Raw genomic sequence first — 20565 nt, 5'->3', positions numbered from 1 at the left:
GTAGAGCAGAGGATTGAAAATCCTCGTGTCGGTGGTTCGATTCCGCCTCGAGGCACCATATAATTCCCTTTTAGTTCAGTTGGTAGAACGCCGGACTGTTAATCCGTATGTCGCTGGTTCAAGTCCAGCAAAGGGAGCCAATTCGTCTTGAAGCGTAAGCTTGAAGACAAAAAATTTGTGTGCCGACTTAGCTCAGTAGGTAGAGCAACTGACTTGTAATCAGTAGGTCACCAGTTCGACTCCGGTAGTCGGCACCAGTTATGAGAAAACCTCATCATTCGATGAGGTTTTTTTTTACCGGTACAACACCTCCCGACAATCACTTATATTATTGTTTTTTAGTACGTTACCATTAATCAGATGTCATCCATCGCTTATTCTTTAGTCCTTCCGCCATGATTATTCTGCACCAGGTATTGATAATGGTATCAAAATAAAGAGAATAGATTAGTCATCGCGATATACTGCCTGAGCACATTAACTATCTGAACAATGAAGAGCCTCGCAACGGCACAAGACAAGCCGAAAATGCTTTATCCATAATATCGATGTAGATAAGCTTGTCATGCAATCACAGCGCCCTGAATGGCTCCCTTTGGTTCACCACACATAACAAAAACAGGTTGCTTTGAAAAATAATGGCAAGCATAAAATTATCCGTGGAACGACTAACCGAAGGCTTATATGTCAAGCTTCCACTGCAATGGACCGATCATCCTTTCCTACTGAACCATTTCAAAATAAAAGATCAGCAACAGATCCGCTTAATTAAAAACCTCGGCGTTCAGCATGTTTACCTGCTCCCGGAAAAAAGCGATGCCGTTCCGCTTGAACCTAATGTACCGCTAGAGCCAATATCTGAGCAGGAAAGTCAGTTTTTAGACCGGCAAGCGGAAAAATTATGGCAAGAAAAGCAAAGCCGGATAGAACGCCTTAAAAACTATAAACGCAAGATCCACCGCTGTGAAAAGAATTTTGATCGCTCAATGTCGCAATTGCGCGCTATCGTCAGCAAAGTCCAGAGCCGTCCATTAACCGCCATTCAGGAAGCCGAATTTCTGGTTGAAGGGATGGTCGACGCCCTGATGGAATCTGACAACGTCGCCCTGCATCTGATGAACGACAACAAAGAGTGCGAAGATATTTACTTTCATTCTCTTAATGTCGCAATCATGTCGATGATGTTGGCAAAATCGAGCGGCATGCCGGCCGACGAGATCAAGACGATAGCCTTTGGCGCCCTGTTTCATGATATGGGCAAATTAAAAGTCCCGACCGCTATTGTTCGTAAGACAACGCCACTGACGGCACCGGAAGAGAACTACCTTAAGCTTCATACCAAATACAGTTTGGATCTGGCCAATCAGGCAACAAATTTTCCGCTCGGGGCAAAGAATATTTTAGCCCAGCATCACGAATTGTTGGACGGCAGCGGCTACCCGCAGCAGCTAAAAGGCAACGAGATAGATTTAACCGCCCAGCTAATCGGGGTAGTCAATGCCTATGATAACCTCTGCCACCCGCAGGATCCGAGCACCACACGTATTCCGAATAATGCCTTGTCATACTTGTTCAAAAATAAAAAGGCCCAGTACAACAGTGATTATCTCGCCCTGCTGGTTCGCTTGATGGGGGTCTACCCGCCAGGCAGTGTGGTGCAATTATCCAATCAGCAATTGGGGCTGGTGATCTCGGTTAACTCTGATCGCCTGCTGTACCCCAATGTCCTGATCTACGATCCTTCAGTCCCGTCTAATGAAGCGCCGATTCTGGATTTGGAAGAGAGTAATTTGAAAATAGAGCGGGCTATTGCACCGAACAAGCTGCCGGAAAACGTCTATGTGTACTTAAATCCACGAGTGCGTATTTCCTACTATTTCGATCCGGACGATTAAGGTTGATGAATGACATAAAAAAGCCCCTGGCGGGGCTTTTTTATGTCTTACCAGCTGAACATCTCTTTTATCCAGGCGGCGGGTTTATCGCCTCGGCACCGCTCTTTCAGCTTTGCTTGCTGATCCCACACCGGCAGCGACTGCTGACCTGCGCAGTTCATCTCTAACGTCCCATTTGACTGCCTGTTATATTTCACCGTCGTCATTTTCTTCGGCCAGGCCAGTCGTAGTACTTCGGGGCTGCGGCGCTGCAAATAGTGGCTATACAAACGTAATGCCCCAGCCGACCCCGTTAGATTGACCGGTGTGTTATCATCGCGACCTACCCAGACCGTCACCACTTCACGCCCGTCGGCACCCGCATACCAACTATCTCGGGCTTGATCGGTCGTTCCCGTTTTACCTGCCAGTGCGGCCCAGCCAAATTGAGGCTGAAGGAAGCGTGCAGTCCCCTGGCTGACGACATTTTTCATCCCATAGGTTGTCAGCCATGCGGCTTGCTCTGGCACCGCCTGAGCAGCTTTAGGGTAGCCCTGATACAGTAAATTACCCTGCAAATCGACCACGGCACGTAAAGCTGTCAGCGGTGCTTTTCGACCGCCGCTGGTTATCGTCTGAAACATCTGGGTAACTTCAAAGGGAGTTAAGGTAAATGCCCCTAGCAATATCGATGGCAGTTTCGGAATTTCATTACGATCAACGCCTAGCTGAGCCATCGTTTCAATCACCGGGCCTAATCCCACCTCCAGGCCGAGATTCACGGTCGGGACATTGAGTGATTTAGCCAATGCATAATACAGCGGCACCTCTCCACGGAACCTGCGGTCATAGTTTCGCGGTTTCCATTGCGTGCCCTTGCTGCCTTGTAGCATGATCGGCTTATCATCAATGGTACTTGCCAGCGAGAAGCGCTCGGGCTGGCGTAAGGCCGCCAGATAGACCGCAGGCTTCACCAATGAACCTATCTGGCGTCTGGCATCGAGCGCCCGGTTAAAGCCCGCATAACCCGGCCGGCTGCCACCAATCATCGCTCGCACTTCACCAGACAGGCGATCCACCGCCACCAGTGCCGTTTCCACCTTGACCCCGGCCTTTTTATTCAGCTCCGGTATCATTGCTGCCACCGTTTTTTCCGCTTCTTGCTGCGACAGCGGATCTAAGGTGCTGAAAATGCGCAAACCAATCCCCGGGGTAAATTTATCGCCCACTTTCTGTTTCAGTTCTCGCTGTAACTGCTGAAAATAGGCCGGCTGACGCGTCGCAATCATCGGCTTCGACTGCAGATCCAACGGACGAGAGGCGGCTTGATCATATTGGGTACCATTTAAAATACCGTTATCCATCATCAGGCGCAGTACCAGATCACGGCGCTGACGAGCACGCTCCGGGTTACGCCACGGATTATAGTATGACGGCCCTTTGATCAGCCCTACCAGCAAGGCTTGCTGATCAATCCGTAACTCCTGAATAGGGCGACCAAAATACAACCGTGCCCCCAGCGCAAAACCATGGACTTCTTTCGCCCCGTCCTGACCGAGATAAATTTCATTCAGGTAAGCCTCCAAAACCCGATCTTTACTGTAGCGATAGTCAATGATCAGCGCGATACCGGCTTCGCGCAGCTTGCGCCACAAGCTTCTTTCCCGAGTCAGAAACAGATTTTTGGCGAGCTGTTGGGTCAGGGTGCTCCCCCCCTGTACGGTACGTCCGGCTTTCAGGTTGGCGAATAAAGCCCGTCCGATCGCCAGCGGAGAGACCCCTTCATGATGATAGAAATCCCGATCTTCGGTCACTAATAATGCATCGACCAGTATTTCAGGAAATTGCTCGCGGGATAAAAATAGCCGCTGTTCATCACTGGAAGAGGCCAGCATACCGAGCATTTTCGGCTCCACACGGACATAGCCAAGCTGCTTCTGACTACCGGCCTGGTGAATACTTTTCAGTCCGCCCTGATCAAATGTCAGCATCACATGGCGCCGGCCTTCATGGCCATCGTCAAATTCAAACGGCCGCCGGATCAATTCAATCCGGGTGGAAGATGAAGAATATTCCCCAATCCGTTGCGGGTTTCTGACTTTATGATATTGCAGCAAATCCAGCTCGCGCCTGACCTCCTCTAACGTAATGGCCTGACCCGGTTGCAGCGTCAGTACCCGGCCATAGACCACCGCGGGTAAATTCCATAACTGCCCGTCAAACTTATCGCGAACGATCATATCAAGGTAGATCCCAATCACCACCAGTACGGCAATAACCGCTATCGTCACTTTCAGACAAAAGCCGGCCAGCCACTTTAGCCAAGCCGGCTTTTGCGGGCGTTTCTTAGCCGTCGTTTTTTCCTTCGAACGCGTTGTTTTCGCCGCCCGTTTCTTGGCTGGCGTTTTAGCCGGTGATTTGCGCCGTGTTGTAACGGGCTTCTTCGGTGCCGGCGTTTTTGGCCCTGCCTGTCTTGATCCAGACATGGCAAGGTAAAGAGGCAACTTAATCATAATTAGTCAACTATGGTGAATCCCAAAAAAGAGCGATAAGTCATAAGCATTTAACGTTATATGTATTTTTTCGTTTTTCGCGTCGGCTCATGGTGTGCCGGATCATCCGGCCAGACATGCTTAGGGTAACGCCCTTTCATCTCTTTTTGCACATCGCGGTATGAGCCCGACCAGAAGGCGGCCAAATCCTGAGTGATCTGTAGCGGCCGTTGCGCGGGTGACAGCAGTTCAAGCACCAAAGCGATACGTCCATTGGCTATCTGGGGCGAGCCCCTTTCACCGAACATCTCCTGCATTCGTACCGCCAGAACCGGAGGTTGGCCAGCGATGTAGCGGATCGGATAGCGGGAACCGGTGGGTACCTGATAATGGGTCGGCAATGCCGCTTCGAGGGCTTTAACTTGCTGCCAACCTAAACGTGCTTCTAGCGCCGCACACAGATCCAGCCTGGCGACCGCCTTGAGGGTTGTCATGCCCGTCATAAATGGCAGCAGCCACTGTTCAGCGTCTGCTAACAACGTTGCCTCATCCATCGCCGGTAAAGCCAGCTCCGGAAGCCACTGCGTCGCACAGCGGGCACGAAGTAACAGACTCTCTGCTTTGCTATTCCATGGCAATGCAGCCAGCCCCTTACGCATAATCGCATTGAGCAAGGCCTCGCTGGCTTTGGCCGGATCCGGCTCTGCCAGCAACGTCCGCTGCAAAATGAGCCTGCCACAGCACAGATGCTTTTCCGCCGTCAAACGGCCTTTTTTATCATCCCAGTCCAGCCATTCCCGCTCGGTAAACAAATGCGGTAATAGCGCCTGTAAACGGTCGCTATCAGCGGCTACCGCGGAAAAGATCCGGCTGTCACCCTGACGGGTTTTCACCACATCCGCCACCACCAGCATCCTTTCTGCAGCCATTGGCTCATCGGCAGGCAACATTGCCCCCTGGCCGTTTGCCAGCTGATAACGTCCGTCACGACCGCGGGAGCGCGCGATGCGGTCGGGATACCCTGCCGCCATCAATGGCGCGATCCAGTCGCCATCAACAACCAGTGAAGAAGATAGGCGACCAGTTAATGGGGCTGATTTGATCAGTTTGGTTAAATGTTGCCGAGCCCGTTGCTGATACTGTCCCGAACGTGGCAATTTACCGCTCTCCAGTAAATTTAACTGCAACTGCAAATCCGGACTGGCCATGCCTCGTGGCGGATCTTCCAGCAATGCCACCAGCATCGCTGCCGTAGACATCGCGCCGCTGCCCTGCGCCTTCGCCATCACCAGCATCGCAGCATGGCGCGGATCGGCCCCTAATGATTGGATCTGCAGGCCTTTTTCCGTCAGCTGGCAACGTTCATCCATGGCGCCAAGCTGCTGCAGTAAACGGCGAGATTGCGCCAGAGCCGGGGCTGGCGGCAGATCTAACCAGCATAAGTCACCGGCATCCTGGCATCCCCACTGTGCCAGATCCATGGCTAACGATGTTAAGTCAGCCCGTAAGATTTCAGGCTGCGGGGTGGCTGGCTGACGGGATAACAGCTCTTCGCTGTAGAGGCGCAGGCAAATACCCGGTTCCAGACGCCCCGCACGCCCGGCACGCTGCTCAGCGGAAGACTGGGCAATACGCACCTGCTCCAGCCGGCTGATCCCGGCTTTGGGGTCCCACTGGGCAATACGCTCTAAACCGCAATCCACCACCAGCCGAATACCTTCAATGGTTAGGCTGGTTTCAGCAATATTGGTTGCCAGGACGACTTTTCGCCGGCCTGAGGGCGCCGGGGCTATCGCTTGCTGCTGCTGGCTGATATTAAGCTGGCCATACAGCGGACTGACCATAATATTCGCGCCAACCTTGTCAGCCAGTAGCTCAGCTAACCGTTTGATCTCACCGGCTCCGGGTAAAAACACCAGCATCGAGCCTGATTCGCTATCAAGCAGCTTAAGGATTTCACGGGCGCAACTATTTACCAAAGCAACGCCATTCGCAAACGCAAAGCCACCAGACTGCTGATTACTGCCATTGAGCGTCTTATAACGGTACTCAACCGGAAAACACCGCCCTTCCGATGCGATATACCCGGCATCGGGCAGCAAGCCGGTCAGCGCCTCGGCATCTAAGGTGGCCGACATTACCAGCAGCTTCAAATCTTCACGCAACGCATCTTGTACTTCCAGAGCCAAAGCCAGCGCAGTATCGGCATGAACACTGCGCTCATGAAACTCATCAAAAATAAGCAGTTCAATACCTTTAAGCTCAGGATCTTGCTGCAACATTCGGGTCATCACCCCTTCGGTCACGATCTCAAGCCGGGTTTCTGGACTGATTTTGCTCTCGCCGCGAACACGTAAGCCCACCGTCTGCCCCACCCGCTCCCCCAGCAGAGAGGCCAGATAACCAGCAATATTTCTGGCCGCCAGACGGCGCGGTTCAAGCATCACAATACGCCCGCTGACACATCGGCTTTGCAGTAAAGCCAGTGGCAGACGGGTAGATTTACCCGCACCGGGCGGTGCTTTAAGGATTAACTGAGAGCGGATCTCAAGTTCATTGAGCAATGATGGGAGTACGGCATCAATAGGCAGCTGTGACAATGTTAAAACCTTGTGTCATGATCAAATGAGACTGCAGCCATTGTACAAGATATCGGGGCCAAATGAGCGACCTAACTGAACGGCTATTTTTCGCTTTAGATTTACACCATAACGGCGTCAACCGATCCAGTTTTCGCCAACTGTGCCAGTTAAAGCAACAGCTTCAGTGTGATGGACGAACTGTTGCTGAACGCAATCTTCACATCACACTGGCCTTTCTCGGCTCCGTCACGGCAGAGCAGAAACAAGATCTGATTAACCACACCGGAAAGCTCACGGCGATCCCGGCGTTTTCTCTCCGCAACTTTCAGCTCAATTACCGAAAACGGAATAAAATCATCTGGCTCGACAGTAACAATCCGCCCCCGGCCTTGCTTACCCTGGCAGCTGAACTGAAGCAAGTCGCTCTCGACACCGGCCTGAAACAAGAGGACAGGCCATATCGTCCCCATATCACACTGAAAAAACAGGTCCGCCATCCACCGCAATCATTGCCCGCTCCCCTGGATTTACACTTTGATTTTCGCCGCTTTGGCCTGTATATCTCTGAAGCGATACTGACACCCGATGGCTCGGGTGTACGTTACCGTTGCCTGCAACAATGGCCGCTATCGCAACCTGACAAGGAATCCGAATGAAGTTTGACCCCCCGTTACAATCCGCTACGCTTATCAAGCGCTATAAACGCTTTCTGGCTGATATAGAATTGCCTGGCGGAGAAATCTGTACTATCCATTGTGCTAATACCGGTGCCATGACAGGTTGTGCCGAGCCAGGCAGCACGGTGTGGTACTCAACATCCGACAATCCTAAACGAAAATATCCCCATAGCTGGGAATTAACTGAGACAAAAGCCGGTCATTGGATCTGTGTTAATACCGCCCGAGCCAACCACCTGGTGAAAGAGGCAATAAGCAGGAATATCATCACAGAACTACAAGGCTATTTATCGCTCCGGACGGAAGTCAAGTATGGTAGCGAAAACAGCAGGATAGATATTCTATTAGAAGCTGAAGATAAACCCGTTTGCTACATTGAAGTAAAAAGCGTCACTTTATTAGACAACGGCCGGGGGTATTTCCCCGACGCTGTGACCACCCGGGGTCAGAAACATCTGAGAGAATTGGCCGAAGTGGCCCAAAATGGTCAGCGCGCAGTGCTTTTTTTCGCTATTTTGCATTCAGGGATTGAAAATATCACGGCGGCACACCATATAGACCCGGACTATTATGATTTAATCAAACAGGCAGAACAGGCCGGCGTTGAGATCATCTGCTATAAAGCGACACTAAGCCAAGATGAGCTCATATTAACTGACTGTATAGATTTTCACCGACAACGCTGAAAAATGATGCATTCTTCACATTGGTGTAAAATTGAATATATGCAGCAATTGCCACACATAACCCTTTCTGCTATAGATACCGCCCAAAATTAACCAGTGACGGTTATTAGGTATATTAGGAGATGCTATATGCCAGAGAGCAACGTTAAAAAATCGCTAGGCATCCTGGCTATTGCTGGGGTTCAGCCGTATCAGGAAAAAGCCGGCGAAGAATATATGGGTGAAGCTCAGCTAGAGCACTTCCGTAAAATTCTTGATGCCTGGCGTAACCAGCTTCGTGAAGAAGTTGATCGCACTGTTAACCATATGAAGGATGAAGCTGCAAACTTCCCGGATCCAGTAGACCGCGCCGCACAGGAAGAAGAATTTAGCTTAGAGCTACGCAACCGTGACCGTGAGCGTAAGCTGATCAAGAAGATTGAAAAAACGCTTCAGCGTATCGAAGACGATGACTTCGGCTTCTGTGATTCATGCGGCGTTGAGATCGGAATTCGTCGCCTTGAAGCACGACCGACCGCCGATCTGTGCATCGACTGTAAAACACTTGCAGAAATCAAAGAGAAGCAGATGGCAGGTTAATACCTTCGGTATGATTCGGCAACGGACTTTAAGAAGGAGCGAAAGCTCCTTCTTTCATTTATACCGCGGTAAGTTAGTTTGCTAAAACGTTTATCAATGGTATTAATTCACTGAACATTAGGCCGTTAATTAATACTGTTTATGTTATGCAGCCCATTTTAACGACCGTTGCGTCCATGCGGTTTCGCCCTCGACCTTGAGCGAAGTCATGATGCGTGAAGGGTGACAATTTTATTTATTTATGAACACTGACATTCACTACGTTGGGCGGTTTGCTCCTTCTCCGTCAGGACCATTGCATTTCGGCTCTCTGATTGCAGCTTTAGGCAGCTATTTGCAAGCCCGCTCACAACAAGGGCAATGGCTGGTACGCATTGAAGACCTTGACCCGCCCCGGGAAATACCCGGTGCGGCAGACGATATCCTGCGTACGTTAGAAGCTTATGGCTTAGCCTGGGATGGCAAAGTGATGTATCAAAGCCAGCGTCACGAGGCTTATCAGGCACAAATTGATACCTGGTTGAGTGATCACACCGCTTACTACTGTCAATGTACCCGTAAACAAATTAAACTTGCCGGTGGCTTATATCCGGGAACGTGTCGCGAACTCAACTACCTCGCAACCCATTGCGCGGTTCGACTTAAAGTTGATACCCCGATCACTCACTTTGTTGATAAATTGCATGGCCGCATTGAGATCCCGGCCGCACTGGCGCAGGAAGACTTCATTATCCGCCGTCGTGACGGCCTCTATGCATACAACTTAGCCGTCGTACTTGACGATATTGAACAAGGTGTAACCGAAGTGGTTCGTGGTGCCGATTTGATTGAACCGACGGGACGTCAAATCAGCCTGTATCGCCATTTGCAGCAACCTGAAGTCAGTTATCTGCATTTACCCCTTGCGGTGACGGACAATGGGAATAAGTTATCCAAACAGAACCATGCTCCGGCCATTGATAAAGAACGACCAAAACCGGCCTTAATAAATGCCATGACCTTTTTGGGTATGGCTCCACCGGCTGATTTAATCAATGCCAGCATGGCTGAAATTTTGCAGTGGGGCGTTGATAGCTGGGATATCGATAACCTGCCTCAAACCACTGCGATCACTCTAGCATTCTAAAATGGCTCGCCGTGATATATCATATGCGGCTGTTTATTGAACCAGATGCACGAAAATGAGGTGTATTATCTTTAATCGAGTAGCCAGCTTTTGCCGTAAAGTATTGAATCGCGACAGTAGTTCGCGCGTCAATGAGGAACCAACCTTGCAAATATTTCAACGCCAAGAGCACGGTATTTCCCGTAGCGCTATTAGCGAAAATGCGCTGAAGGTACTTTATCGCCTGAATAAAGCAGGGTTTGACGCCTACCTTGTCGGGGGAGGCGTACGTGATATTTTACTAAACAAACAGCCAAAAGATTTTGATATCGCGACCAACGCCACGCCGGAAGAGATTAAACACCTGTTTCGTAACTGCCGTCTGATTGGTCGTCGCTTCCGTCTGGCGCATATTCTTTTTGGCCGTGATGTGATTGAGGTTGCCACCTTCCGTGGGCACCACTCCGATCCCCAAAGTAAACCTGACGTCAAAGCGAAACCAGAGGCCACCGTTCAACCTGATGCCAAAGGCAAGCAGCAGATTTCCTCACAAAGTCAGGAAGGCATGCTACTGCGTGATAATGTCTACGGTTCCATCGAGGAAGATGCCGAGCGTCGCGACTTCACCATCAATGCCTTGTACTACAGCATCAAAGATTTCACCGTACGCGACTACGCCAACGGGATCAATGATCTGAACAATCGCATCATTCGCCTGATGGGTGATCCTGAGACCCGTTACCGCGAAGATCCGGTCCGTATGCTGCGTGCCGTCCGCTTTGCCGCCAAACTGGATATGGACATTGATGCCACAACTGCGGCACCGATTGAGCAGCTAGCGCCCTTGTTACGTGATATCCCGTCTGCTCGCTTGTTTGAGGAAAGCCTTAAACTATTGCAAGCCGGCCAAGGGCTGGAAACATACAAGTTACTGCGCCAGCACAACCTGTTCCAGCAGCTGTTCCCAATCCTCTCTGAGCACTTCACAGAAGATCACAGCAGCCAGACAGAGCAGATGATTGAACACATTCTGGCCGCTACGGACGCGCGTATTGCCAATGATCAGCGGGTTAACCCAGCGTTTATGTATGCCGCTATGCTGTGGTATCCGCTAATGACCCGAGCTGAAGAGATTTCATTTACCAGCGGCTTAGCCTTCTACGATGCCTTTATGGTCGCTGCGAACGATATTCTGGATGAACAGGTCCGGACCATTGCGATTCCACGCCGCCACACCACCACTATCCGTGATATCTGGCAGCAGCAGCTTCGGTTCAACCGCCGTACCGGCAAGCGTGCTTTCAAAACATTAGAGCACCCTAAATTCCGGGCCTCCTATGATTTTCTGGAAATGCGCGGGCAGTTTGAAGGCGATGATATTGCGGCGCTGGCCAGCTGGTGGAACGAATTCCAAAATGCTGAACGCGCACAGCGCAACAAGATGGTGCAGCAAATCAATGACGGTAGCGGCAGTCGTCGCCCTCGTCGCCGGCGTCCGCAGCAGCGCAAGAAACCACAAGCTAAGTCACCATCATGATTCGAGCTTATATTGCCATCGGCAGTAACCTGGATGATCCTGTTGCCAAGGCCAACAGCGCTATCACAGCACTGAAACAGACCCCGGACATTGAGGTTGTTGCTGTCTCTTCACTCTACAGCAGCACCCCGATGGGACCGCAGAACCAACCGGATTACATCAATGCCGTGGTCGCCATTGACACGTCATTATCCCCGCTGAACTTGCTGGATAAAACTCAGGCCATCGAACTTACGCATGGCCGTGTCCGCAAAGATGAACGCTGGGGACCAAGAACGCTGGATCTCGACATTATTTTATATGGCGATCTAGTGCATCACTGTGAACGTCTGACCGTTCCACACTATGGAATGAAAGTACGTGAATTCGTACTTTATCCTCTTGCCGAAATTACCCCTGATTTGATTCTGCCTGACAACACAGCATTGCAACAGCTGTTAACCCAGGTGGACCGCAATGGCTTAGCCACTTGGCAATCGTAGACCATTGTTCAGGGTGAGGGAGAAGCTATGAAAAAGATAACAATCAACGACCTGATGAAATGGAAGCAAGAAGGTCGTAAATTCGCGTCGGTAACAGCCTATGACGCAAGTTTTGCTCAGTTATTTGAGCAGCAGGAAGTTCCGGTTTTACTGGTTGGTGATTCTTTAGGAATGGTACTGCAAGGTAAACCTGATACCTTGCCTGTAAGTGTAGAAGATATTGCCTACCACACCCGCAGTGTGCGTGCTGGCAGCCCGAACTCATTACTGATGGCCGATATGCCATTTATGAGCTATAGCACTCCTGAGCAAGCTTGTGAAAGCGCCGCTGAGCTGATGCGTGCGGGGGCCAACATGGTCAAGCTGGAAGGCGGAGCCTGGCTGGCCGAAACCATTACCAAATTAACTGAACGTGCCGTACCGGTTTGTGCCCACTTGGGCCTGACTCCACAGTCAGTCAATATTTTCGGCGGTTATAAAGTGCAAGGTCGTAACTCCGACCACGCTGAGCAGATGGTAAAAGATGCTATCTTGTTAAAAAATGCCGGGGCACAGATCATTTTACTGGAATGTGTTCCTGCGAGCCTGGCTGAACGCATCACCAAAGCGGTAGAAGTGCCGGTGATAGGTATCGGTGCCGGTAATACGACTGATGGCCAGATCCTGGTTATGCACGATATGTTTGGTATTTCAGCTAATTACATGCCACGTTTTTCGAAAAACTACTTGGCCGAAACCGGTGACATGCGTACTGCCGTGACGAAATACCGAGAAGACGTTGAAGCCGGGGTTTTCCCAGCCCAACAGCACACCTTTGAGTAAGGAATAAAAGATGCAAACATTTGCCGAGATCGCCCCGCTCAGAGAGCAGATCCGCTTATGGCGTCGTGAAGGCCGTCGTATCGCTTTCGTTCCAACCATGGGCAATCTTCATGACGGTCACCTGACTCTGGTTCGTAAAGCTCGTGAGCAAGCGGATGTCGTTGTTGTCAGTATTTTTGTTAACCCGATGCAGTTTGACAAAGCTGATGATCTGAATAACTACCCCCGTACCCTGGAAAATGATCTGGCGAAACTGAACGGTGAAGGGGTTGAGCTGGTATTTACCCCAACGCCAGAGATCATGTATCCACATGGGTTAGATAACCAAACCTTCGTTGATGTACCCGGCTTATCGCAAATACTGGAAGGCGCGTTGCGTCCTGGTCATTTCCGCGGTGTTGCCACCGTCGTGACCAAGCTGTTTAACATCGTCCAGCCAGACGTCGCCTGTTTTGGCGAAAAAGACTTTCAACAACTGGCCCTTATCCGTCAGATGGTGACAGATATGGCGATGGACGTTGAAGTTATCGGTGTGCCGACAGTCCGTGAAATGGATGGCCTGGCAATGAGTTCTCGCAATGGCTACCTGACCGTTGACGAGCGTCAGCGCGCGCCGGTACTGGCCCGTACCATGCGCTGGATCAGCAGTCAGATGCGCGGCGGCCGGACCGATTACGCAGAGCTTATCGTTGATGCCAATGATCAGCTGCGTGCCGCGGGCCTGCAACCGGATGAAAGCTACATCCGCGATGCCGTAAACCTGCAAGCTATCACCGAGGAAACCCAACAGGCGGTGATCCTGATGTCGGCTCAATTAGGTAAAGCACGCCTGATTGATAACCTGGTTGTCGATCTGACGCCGCCGCAACCGGCAGCTACCGAGTAACCTGCGGGATCTGTTTAGCAAAAAGGCCCAGCTCGATGAGCTGGGCCTTTTTGATCGCACCGAATATACTCTTTCTCCCGTCCCCCTATGTAGCTGTTCAGCTCTAAGCTATTTCGTTCAAGAGCAAAGAGAAAGCGCAGAGTTTATAAGTATAAATGAGCACTTTCGATGCCGATATTGGACGAAATAGCAATGAGATAAATAGTTACTACGAGCGTAGGCCGATACCGCGTGATATCAGGTAATGAGCAACGCCATACAGGAATGTGATAAAGACAGTTAATACCCCGAACGATGTCACGATCCCGACATCAGAGACGCCTAAGAAACCATAACGGAATGCATTGACCATATAAACGATCGGGTTCAGCTTCGATACCCCTTGCCAGAATTCCGGCAACAGGCTGATCGAATAAAACACCCCGCCGAGATAGGTCAGTGGCGTTAGCACAAAGGTCGGAATGATGCTTATATCGTCAAAGGTCTGAGCATATATCGCATTAATTAGCCCGCCCAGCGCAAACACAATCGATGTCATCAGCACTGTCGCGACAATCACCCCAAAATGAGCAATATTCAGATCGACAAACAGCAGTGAAACAACCGTCACGATAAAGCCGACGATCAAACCACGCAGTACCCCGCCGCCAATGTAACCGGCAATAATGACGTAATTCGGCACCGGGGCGACTAACAGCTCTTCAATATTATGCTGAAACTTGGCACTGAAGAATGACGAGGCGACATTCGAATACGAGTTAGTGATCACCGACATCATGATCAGGCCCGGCACGATGTATTCCATATAGCTGAAGCCGTTCATCTCACCGATACGGCTCCCGATCAGATTACCAAATATAATGAAATACAGTGTCATCGTGATCGCTGGCGGTACCAGTGTCTGCACCCAAATGCGGGTAAAACGGTGTACTTCTTTGGTGATCAGGCTTTGGAAAGCAATCCAGTACTGCTGCCTCATGATCGCTCTCCTTTACTGTGTGCCACCAGGGTAACAAATAACTCTTCCAGCCGGTTGGCCTTGTTCCGCATTGAAACCACGTCAATGCCTTGTGCCGTTAGCTGACCAAACAGCTGGTTCAGACCGGTCCCTTTATGGATATCGATCTCCAGGGTGTGGTTATCCGGCATTTTCCAGCTCACGCCATCAAGCTGCGGCTTATGGCCATTGAGCTGGATATCCAGAACAAAGGTTTCCACTTCCAGCTTGCCGAGCAGATCTTTCATGGTGGTATGTTCAATCAGCTCACCATGATTAATAATGCCAATATTGCGGCATAGCATTTCCGCTTCTTCAAGATAGTGAGTGGTCAGAATGATGGTCACCCCCTGACGATTGATCTCGCGCAGGAATGTCCACATTGAGCGGCGTAATTCAATATCAACCCCGGCGGTTGGCTCATCCAGGATCAATAACTTAGGCTCATGCATTAATGCACGGGCAATCATTAACCGGCGCTTCATGCCCCCCGACAGGCTACCTGCCCGCTCATGGCGCTTGCCCCAGAGATCAAGTAGTGAAAGATACTTTTTAGCCCGTTCTCTGGCTAATGATTTTTCCACACCGTAATAACCGGCCTGGTTAACCACTATCTGCTCTACCGTTTCAAACTGATTGAAGTTAAATTCCTGTGGCACCAGACCCAGTTGATTTTTGGCTTCAACCAGCTGGGTATCCAGATCATAGCCAAAGACCTTCACATTGCCCGATGTCTTGTTAACTAACGAACTTATAATCCCTATGGTGGTCGACTTACCAGCACCATTGGGGCCAAGCAGTGCAAAAAAATCACCCTGCTCGACAGATAAGCTCATATTTTTCAGCGCAATAACGCCGCCTTTATAGGTTTTACTTAAATTTGATATTTCTAATGCGTTCATAAACTGCAATATTAATGTTAGAAAAATTACAACTAATCCGATTTGCTATTAGCCCAGCTTGTGTATAGTAAGACATCTATCAGATTAAGGCATCATCATGGCAGATATTAAGCAGTTATTCGCAAATAATCTCTCTTGGTCAGAGAACATTAAGGAAGAAAAGCCAGAGTTCTTTTCTCATCTGGCAGAAGCACAATACCCAGAATATCTCTGGATTGGTTGTTCAGATAGCCGGGTGCCGGCAGAGCGCCTGACCGGTCTGGATTCAGGTGAGCTGTTCGTTCACCGCAATGTGGCCAACCAGGTCGTCCATACCGATTTAAACTGTCTGTCAGTGGTTCAATACGCCGTTGACGTCCTGAAGGTCAAACATATTATTGTCTGCGGCCACTATGGGTGCGGGGGGGTAACAGCGGCAATTGAAAATCCGCCCTTAGGGCTGATCAATAACTGGCTGCTGCACATCCGTGATTTATATCTAAAGCATCGCAGCGACCTGGGCTCACTATCCCGTGAAGAGTGGGATAATAAACTGTGTGAAATCAATGTTGCCACGCAGGTCTATAATCTGGGCAACTCCACCATCATGCAGCAAGCCTGGGAGCGTGGTCAGGATATTACCATTCATGGCTGGATCTACGGGATCGATGATGGCATCCTCCGCGATCTTGGGGTCAACGCAACCAGTCGGGAATCACTGGAAGTCACCTACCAAGCAGCCATGTCAGCACTACTCGTTCCGAAATTATCATAAGCCAATAAAAAAGCGACCTCCGGTCGCTTTTTTATATCTTACTCTTCCAGCGGTACAACTCTGCCAATGAAAGGTAAATGACGGTATTTCTGCGCGTAGTCTATCCCCACGCCGACCACGAACTCATCAGGGATCACAAAACCAAACCAGTCAACCTTCACATCCACTTCACGGCGCTCAGGCTTATCAAGCAGAGTACAGATACGAATAGAATTTGGCTCACGCAAGGACAGAATTTCACATACTTTATGCAAGGTATTACCGGTATCGATAATATCTTCCACCAGCAGAACATCTTTACCTTTTATGTCATCATCCAGATCTTTCAGGATACGGACATCACGGTTACTTTCCATGGTATTGCCGTAACTTGATGCCGTCATGAAGTCTACTTCATGAGGTAGTTCAATGGCACGTGCCAGATCGGCCATAAAAACAAAAGAGCCACGTAACAAACCCACCATCACAAGGTTTTCAGACCCCTTGTAACACTCGGTAATTTGCCTTCCTAACTCTTTTACTCGTGCCTGAACATCCTGCTCAGAAATCATTACTTCAACGGTATGTTTCATCTTTTTCTCCATCAGTACGGCCGCGCCAGCCGTCTGTAGGCTACACATCACAACGAAGCCATATTCTAACACTCATTCAGCGTAATAGTTATTTTATAGATAGTGTCAATTATTCGACACACTTCTCTCAAGTAAAATTTGATGCATATCCATTGCTGCTGTAAAGTTAAACAAAAATAGAAATACATAAAACTTATAAATACTTACGGCTAGGGAACAAGCAACTATGGATACGCTAGTAAAGAAAACCCGCACTCGTTTGTCTCCGGAAAAAAGGAAACAACAACTCCTCGATTTTGCCTTAGACGTCTTCGCCCGACGTGGTATTGGCAGAGCCGGACATGCCGATATTGCTGAAATGGCAAACGTGTCGGTTGCCACGGTGTTTAACTACTTCCCGACCCGAGAAGCATTAGTCGAGCAGGTGCTTGTTCAGGTAGAAAACCGTTTCAGCCAACTGCTGACACAATGCCTGGAAGACCACAATACCAGCCTTCATGCCCGTTTAACCGGTATTACCCATAATCTGATTGATACCGTTATCGAGCAGCAAGACTGGCTGAAGGTATGGTTTGAGTGGAGTACCTCGGTACGCGAAGAAATCTGGCCGAAGTATATAAGTGAGAACAAAAGCAGCCTCAAGCGTGTTACTGAAATCTTTGCTAACGGGATTGAAAAAGGTGAACTCGCCGCAGATAAAACGCCTGATGATCTGGCACATCTGCTGCTTGGGATTTGTTATATTCTTTACCTTCAGGTCAACCGCCATCCGGATCAGGAAAAAATGCGTGAACAGGCACAAAGCTATCTCAATACCGTTTATCCGATGTGACAGATTTCATCAACATTAAATGTTATTAAAAAGGCCAACATCATGTTGGCCTTTTTATTTTTAAACAAAACGCTACCAGTGCTAGCAAGCAGTCGCAAATACCACTGGATCATGCGGTTCAATGTTGACCGCAACTTTATCGCCAATCTGGAGGATCAAGTGTGAATTGACCACTAAACTATGGCCCTGAAAATCCACCGTATAACGGCAGTTATCACCCATGAACTGTTGTTCGATGATCACCCCTTCGCCATTATTCTCGCGCTGCACTTTTAAATTCTGCGGGCGCAATAACCATTCAACATTCGTATCCTGGCAATAATGATGGTCAGACTGGAATTCAATATCACCGAATGGCGTGAATAAATGACGGTCATTTTTCACCGTCGCAGGCAGGTAAGAGCCCGTGCCTAAGAACTCTGCAACAAAACGGCTGCTCGGACGGTAATACAGATCAGTCGCACAACCAAATTGTTCAATCACGCCATTATTCATTACGGCTAAACGATCGGCAAAAGCAAAGGCTTCTTCGCGGCTGTGGGTCACGAAAATCGCTGTCACACCTTGCGCTTTAAAGATCTGGCGAATATCACGGATCAAACCATAGCGCACCTGAGTATCAATATTCGAAAACGGCTCATCCAGTAAAATCAGATCAGGCTCGCATGCCAGTGCACGGGCAATCGCGACCCGCTGTTGCTGACCACCCGACAGCTGATGCGGATAGCGGTCATCGAGACCGGTTAAATGAACCAGCTCCAGCATTTGCTGAATTTTGGCCTTAACCCGTGCTGGCTCCCAGTCTCGCAGACCAAATGCAATATTTTCGGCCACCGTCAGGTGGGGAAATAACGCATAATCCTGGAAAATCATCCCAATTTTTCGCTTTTCTGGCGGTAGCCAGGTTGTGGCATCAACAATGGTCCGGCCATTGATATGCATTTCACCACTTTCCAATGGCAACAAGCCGGCTATCGCCTTGAGCAAGGTTGTTTTGCCGCAACCACTTGCCCCCAGCAGACAGACGATTTCGTTCTCTTCGACAGGCAGCGAAAGGTTCCGTAATACCGCCTGACCGTTATATCGGCACGTTAAGTTATGAACGGATAATGCACTATTCATCAGTGTTTCTGCTCCAAAGAACGGTTAACCATCACCAGTGGGATCAAGCCAACAAAGACCAATAAAATCGCAGGCAGAGCCGCAAGCTCTAACTGTTCATCTGAGGCGAAGTTAAAGACATAGGTTGCTAATGTTTCAAAATTAAAAGGACGAAGCAGCAAAGCCGCGTTCAGCTCTTTCATTGATTCAATAAACACCAGCAAACCCGCAATCAGGCAACCGCGACGAATCAACGGTAAATGCACGCGACGCAGCATTGCCGTTGAGGCATAACCCATGGTTTTCGATGCCATGTCTAATGACGGCGGGATCTTGGCTAAACTGCTTTCTATGCTGCCGATAGCGACGGCTGCAAAACGGACAACAAAGGCAAAAATAATGGCAAATATCGTCCCGGAAAACACCAGTCCCGGACGGCCTAAATCAAGAAAACGCGACACATCATTCAACAAATGATCAACCGATGTCAGCGGGATCATCACCCCGATGGCTAACACCGTTCCCGGCACCGCATAACCGAGTGATGCGATCCGCGTCGGCACGACAGAATATTTATGAGCATCCAGCCGGCGGTAGAAGTTAACAATCAAAGCCAGAACAACCGCAAACGAAGCTGCGACAAGCGAAACGAATAAACTGTTTACACTGTACTGCTGGAATTCAGCCGTCCAGCTCTGTGCAAAATAGTGCCAGGCATAATAAGCCAGCTGCGTCAGAGGAAAAGCAAAAGCAAACCCCACCAAGCCCCAACACCACGCTATTGCCAGCCATTTTTTCATGCCCGATAGCTGATAGCGCACATCGTCGCCGTGCTCAGATTGCTGCTGGAATAGTTTCTGTTTGCGACGACTAAAACGCTCGGCACTGATCAGCAGAAAAACCACCAGCAGCATAATGGCTGATATTTTAGCGGCCGCATTTAAATTGGAATAACCCAGCCAGGTGTCATATACCGCCGTCGTCAATGTATTCAGCGCAAAATAGCTGACGGTTCCGAAATCACCCAGCGTTTCCATAGCAACCAGCGATATCGCAACCGCAATTGACGGACGTGCTAAAGGCAGTGAAATACGACGGAAACTTTCCCACGGCGAGCAACGCAACAGTCTTGCCGATTGCAGCAAGGTGACGCTCTGCTCCATAAATGCCGTTCGGGCTAACAGGTAAATATAAGGATAGAGAACCAATGCCAGTATCAGACAAGCACCGCCTAACGAACGAATATCTGGGAACCAGTAGTCATGCGTGCTTTGCCAGCCAAAAAAGTCACGCAGAAAAATTTGTATAGGCCCGGCGTAGTCAAACCAGTCGGTATAGATGTAACCGATGATATATCCTGGCATTGCCAGAGGCAGCACTAAGGCCCACTGAAGAATTTTTTCGCCAGGAATTCGGCACATTGCCATGATCCAGGCCGCCGGCAAACCAAAAGCCAAGGCCAGCACGACGGTACCGGTTACCAGCCAGAAGGTATTGGCGGTATAGGTGCCCATTACCGTGCTCATTAAATGAGAGAACACTTCATCGGATTCTCCCATCGCGGTATAGAAGATGGCTAAAATGGGAAAAACCAGCAGCAGAGATAATACCCAGCCACTGGTTTGCCAAAACATATATTTTTCTTTCATTGCCTACTACTTAATACCTTTTGCAACACATTGATT

At 49.6% G+C, this 20565-nt stretch carries 18 protein-coding genes and 2 tRNA genes; 13 read left to right on the top strand and 7 right to left on the bottom strand.

Annotated elements, in window-relative coordinates:
* Positions 1 to 64 precede the first annotated feature (64 nt).
* The 3 genes from R3289_RS16420 to R3289_RS16410 all read left to right on the top strand — a co-directional run bounded on the left by R3289_RS16420 (position 65) and on the right by R3289_RS16410 (position 1895).
* Positions 65 to 140, top strand: a tRNA-Asn gene (locus R3289_RS16420).
* Positions 141 to 181: 41 nt separating this feature from the next.
* Positions 182 to 257 (top strand) — tRNA-Thr (locus R3289_RS16415).
* A 381-nt stretch (positions 258 to 638) separates the two neighbouring features.
* Positions 639 to 1895, top strand: a complete 1257-nt coding sequence (locus R3289_RS16410; protein WP_318926763.1) for an HD-GYP domain-containing protein — start codon at positions 639 to 641, stop codon at positions 1893 to 1895.
* Between the two features lie 47 nt (positions 1896 to 1942).
* On the opposite strand, the gene mrcB is transcribed toward R3289_RS16410, so the two are convergent.
* Positions 1943 to 4360 (bottom strand): penicillin-binding protein 1B, encoded by a 2418-nt coding sequence (mrcB, locus tag R3289_RS16405; RefSeq protein WP_318926773.1) that lies wholly within the window; start codon positions 4358 to 4360, stop codon positions 1943 to 1945.
* Positions 4361 to 4443: 83 nt separating this feature from the next.
* Positions 4444 to 6966 carry an ATP-dependent helicase HrpB gene (hrpB, locus tag R3289_RS16400; protein WP_318926762.1) on the bottom strand — a complete coding sequence of 841 codons (2523 nt, stop codon included), beginning with the start codon at positions 6964 to 6966 and terminating at the stop codon, positions 4444 to 4446.
* Between the two features lie 62 nt (positions 6967 to 7028).
* On the opposite strand from hrpB, the gene thpR reads away from it, so the two are divergent.
* The 8 genes from thpR (at position 7029) to panC (ending at position 13722) form a co-directional block, all read left to right on the top strand.
* Entirely contained in the window at positions 7029 to 7604 is a 576-nt protein-coding gene (gene thpR, locus R3289_RS16395) for an RNA 2',3'-cyclic phosphodiesterase (RefSeq protein WP_318926761.1), read from the top strand.
* Positions 7601 to 8311, top strand: a complete 711-nt coding sequence (gene sfsA / locus R3289_RS16390) for a DNA/RNA nuclease SfsA (RefSeq protein WP_318926760.1) — start codon at positions 7601 to 7603, stop codon at positions 8309 to 8311. The genes thpR and sfsA overlap by 4 nt, the downstream gene beginning before the upstream one ends.
* A 129-nt stretch (positions 8312 to 8440) precedes the next feature.
* Positions 8441 to 8890 (top strand): RNA polymerase-binding protein DksA, encoded by a 450-nt coding sequence (gene dksA, locus R3289_RS16385; RefSeq protein ID WP_318926759.1) that lies wholly within the window; start codon positions 8441 to 8443, stop codon positions 8888 to 8890.
* A 253-nt stretch (positions 8891 to 9143) separates the two neighbouring features.
* Positions 9144 to 10016 carry a tRNA glutamyl-Q(34) synthetase GluQRS gene (gene gluQRS / locus R3289_RS16380; protein WP_318926772.1) on the top strand — a complete coding sequence of 291 codons (873 nt, stop codon included), beginning with the start codon at positions 9144 to 9146 and terminating at the stop codon, positions 10014 to 10016.
* Between the two features lie 103 nt (positions 10017 to 10119).
* A complete protein-coding gene (pcnB, locus tag R3289_RS16375) occupies positions 10120 to 11532 on the top strand; it encodes a polynucleotide adenylyltransferase PcnB (RefSeq protein ID WP_318926771.1) in 1413 nt (470 codons plus the stop codon).
* A complete protein-coding gene (gene folK / locus R3289_RS16370; protein ID WP_318926758.1) occupies positions 11529 to 12014 on the top strand; it encodes a 2-amino-4-hydroxy-6-hydroxymethyldihydropteridine diphosphokinase in 486 nt (161 codons plus the stop codon). Before pcnB ends, folK begins: the two co-directional genes overlap by 4 nt.
* A gap of 27 nt (positions 12015 to 12041) precedes the next feature.
* A complete protein-coding gene (panB, locus tag R3289_RS16365) occupies positions 12042 to 12836 on the top strand; it encodes a 3-methyl-2-oxobutanoate hydroxymethyltransferase (protein ID WP_318926757.1) in 795 nt (264 codons plus the stop codon).
* Between the two features lie 10 nt (positions 12837 to 12846).
* Positions 12847 to 13722, top strand: coding sequence for a pantoate--beta-alanine ligase (gene panC / locus R3289_RS16360; RefSeq protein WP_318926756.1), 876 nt, complete (start codon positions 12847 to 12849; stop codon positions 13720 to 13722).
* Positions 13723 to 13930: 208 nt separating this feature from the next.
* Here the strand turns inward: panC and R3289_RS16355 are convergent, their stop codons facing one another.
* Positions 13931 to 14701 (bottom strand): ABC transporter permease, encoded by a 771-nt coding sequence (locus tag R3289_RS16355; RefSeq protein WP_318926755.1) that lies wholly within the window; start codon positions 14699 to 14701, stop codon positions 13931 to 13933.
* Complete coding sequence (locus tag R3289_RS16350) at positions 14698 to 15621, bottom strand: ABC transporter ATP-binding protein (protein ID WP_318926754.1); 924 nt, start codon at positions 15619 to 15621, stop codon at positions 14698 to 14700. Before R3289_RS16350 ends, R3289_RS16355 begins: the two co-directional genes overlap by 4 nt.
* Positions 15622 to 15718: 97 nt before the next feature.
* On the opposite strand from R3289_RS16350, the gene can reads away from it, so the two are divergent.
* Complete coding sequence (can, locus tag R3289_RS16345; protein ID WP_318926753.1) at positions 15719 to 16375, top strand: carbonate dehydratase; 657 nt, start codon at positions 15719 to 15721, stop codon at positions 16373 to 16375.
* A gap of 38 nt (positions 16376 to 16413) precedes the next feature.
* Here can and hpt read toward each other — a convergent pair whose 3' ends face one another.
* Positions 16414 to 16947 carry a hypoxanthine phosphoribosyltransferase gene (hpt, locus tag R3289_RS16340; RefSeq protein ID WP_318926752.1) on the bottom strand — a complete coding sequence of 178 codons (534 nt, stop codon included), beginning with the start codon at positions 16945 to 16947 and terminating at the stop codon, positions 16414 to 16416.
* Positions 16948 to 17173: 226 nt separating this feature from the next.
* Between hpt and R3289_RS16335 the strand changes: the two genes are divergently transcribed.
* The gene (locus R3289_RS16335) at positions 17174 to 17779 is read left to right on the top strand and encodes a TetR/AcrR family transcriptional regulator (RefSeq protein WP_318926751.1); all 606 of its coding nucleotides are present in this window, start codon (positions 17174 to 17176) and stop codon (positions 17777 to 17779) included.
* 81 nt (positions 17780 to 17860) lie between these two features.
* Here R3289_RS16335 and R3289_RS16330 read toward each other — a convergent pair whose 3' ends face one another.
* Together R3289_RS16330 and R3289_RS16325 are read right to left on the bottom strand one after the other, a co-directional pair.
* On the bottom strand, positions 17861 to 18901 hold the full coding sequence (locus R3289_RS16330; protein WP_318926750.1) for an ABC transporter ATP-binding protein: 1041 nt from the start codon (positions 18899 to 18901) through the stop codon (positions 17861 to 17863).
* On the bottom strand, positions 18901 to 20529 hold the full coding sequence (locus R3289_RS16325) for an iron ABC transporter permease (RefSeq protein ID WP_318926749.1): 1629 nt from the start codon (positions 20527 to 20529) through the stop codon (positions 18901 to 18903). The genes R3289_RS16330 and R3289_RS16325 overlap by 1 nt, the downstream gene beginning before the upstream one ends.
* Positions 20530 to 20565: the final 36 nt, after the last annotated feature.

The sequence above is a fragment of the Photobacterium sp. genome, assembly GCF_033720175.1.
In the GTDB taxonomy this organism is placed as follows: Bacteria; Pseudomonadota; Gammaproteobacteria; order Enterobacterales; family Vibrionaceae; genus Photobacterium.
Note: the sequence above shows the minus strand (reverse complement) of the source record. Positions and strands in the feature narration are given on the sequence as shown.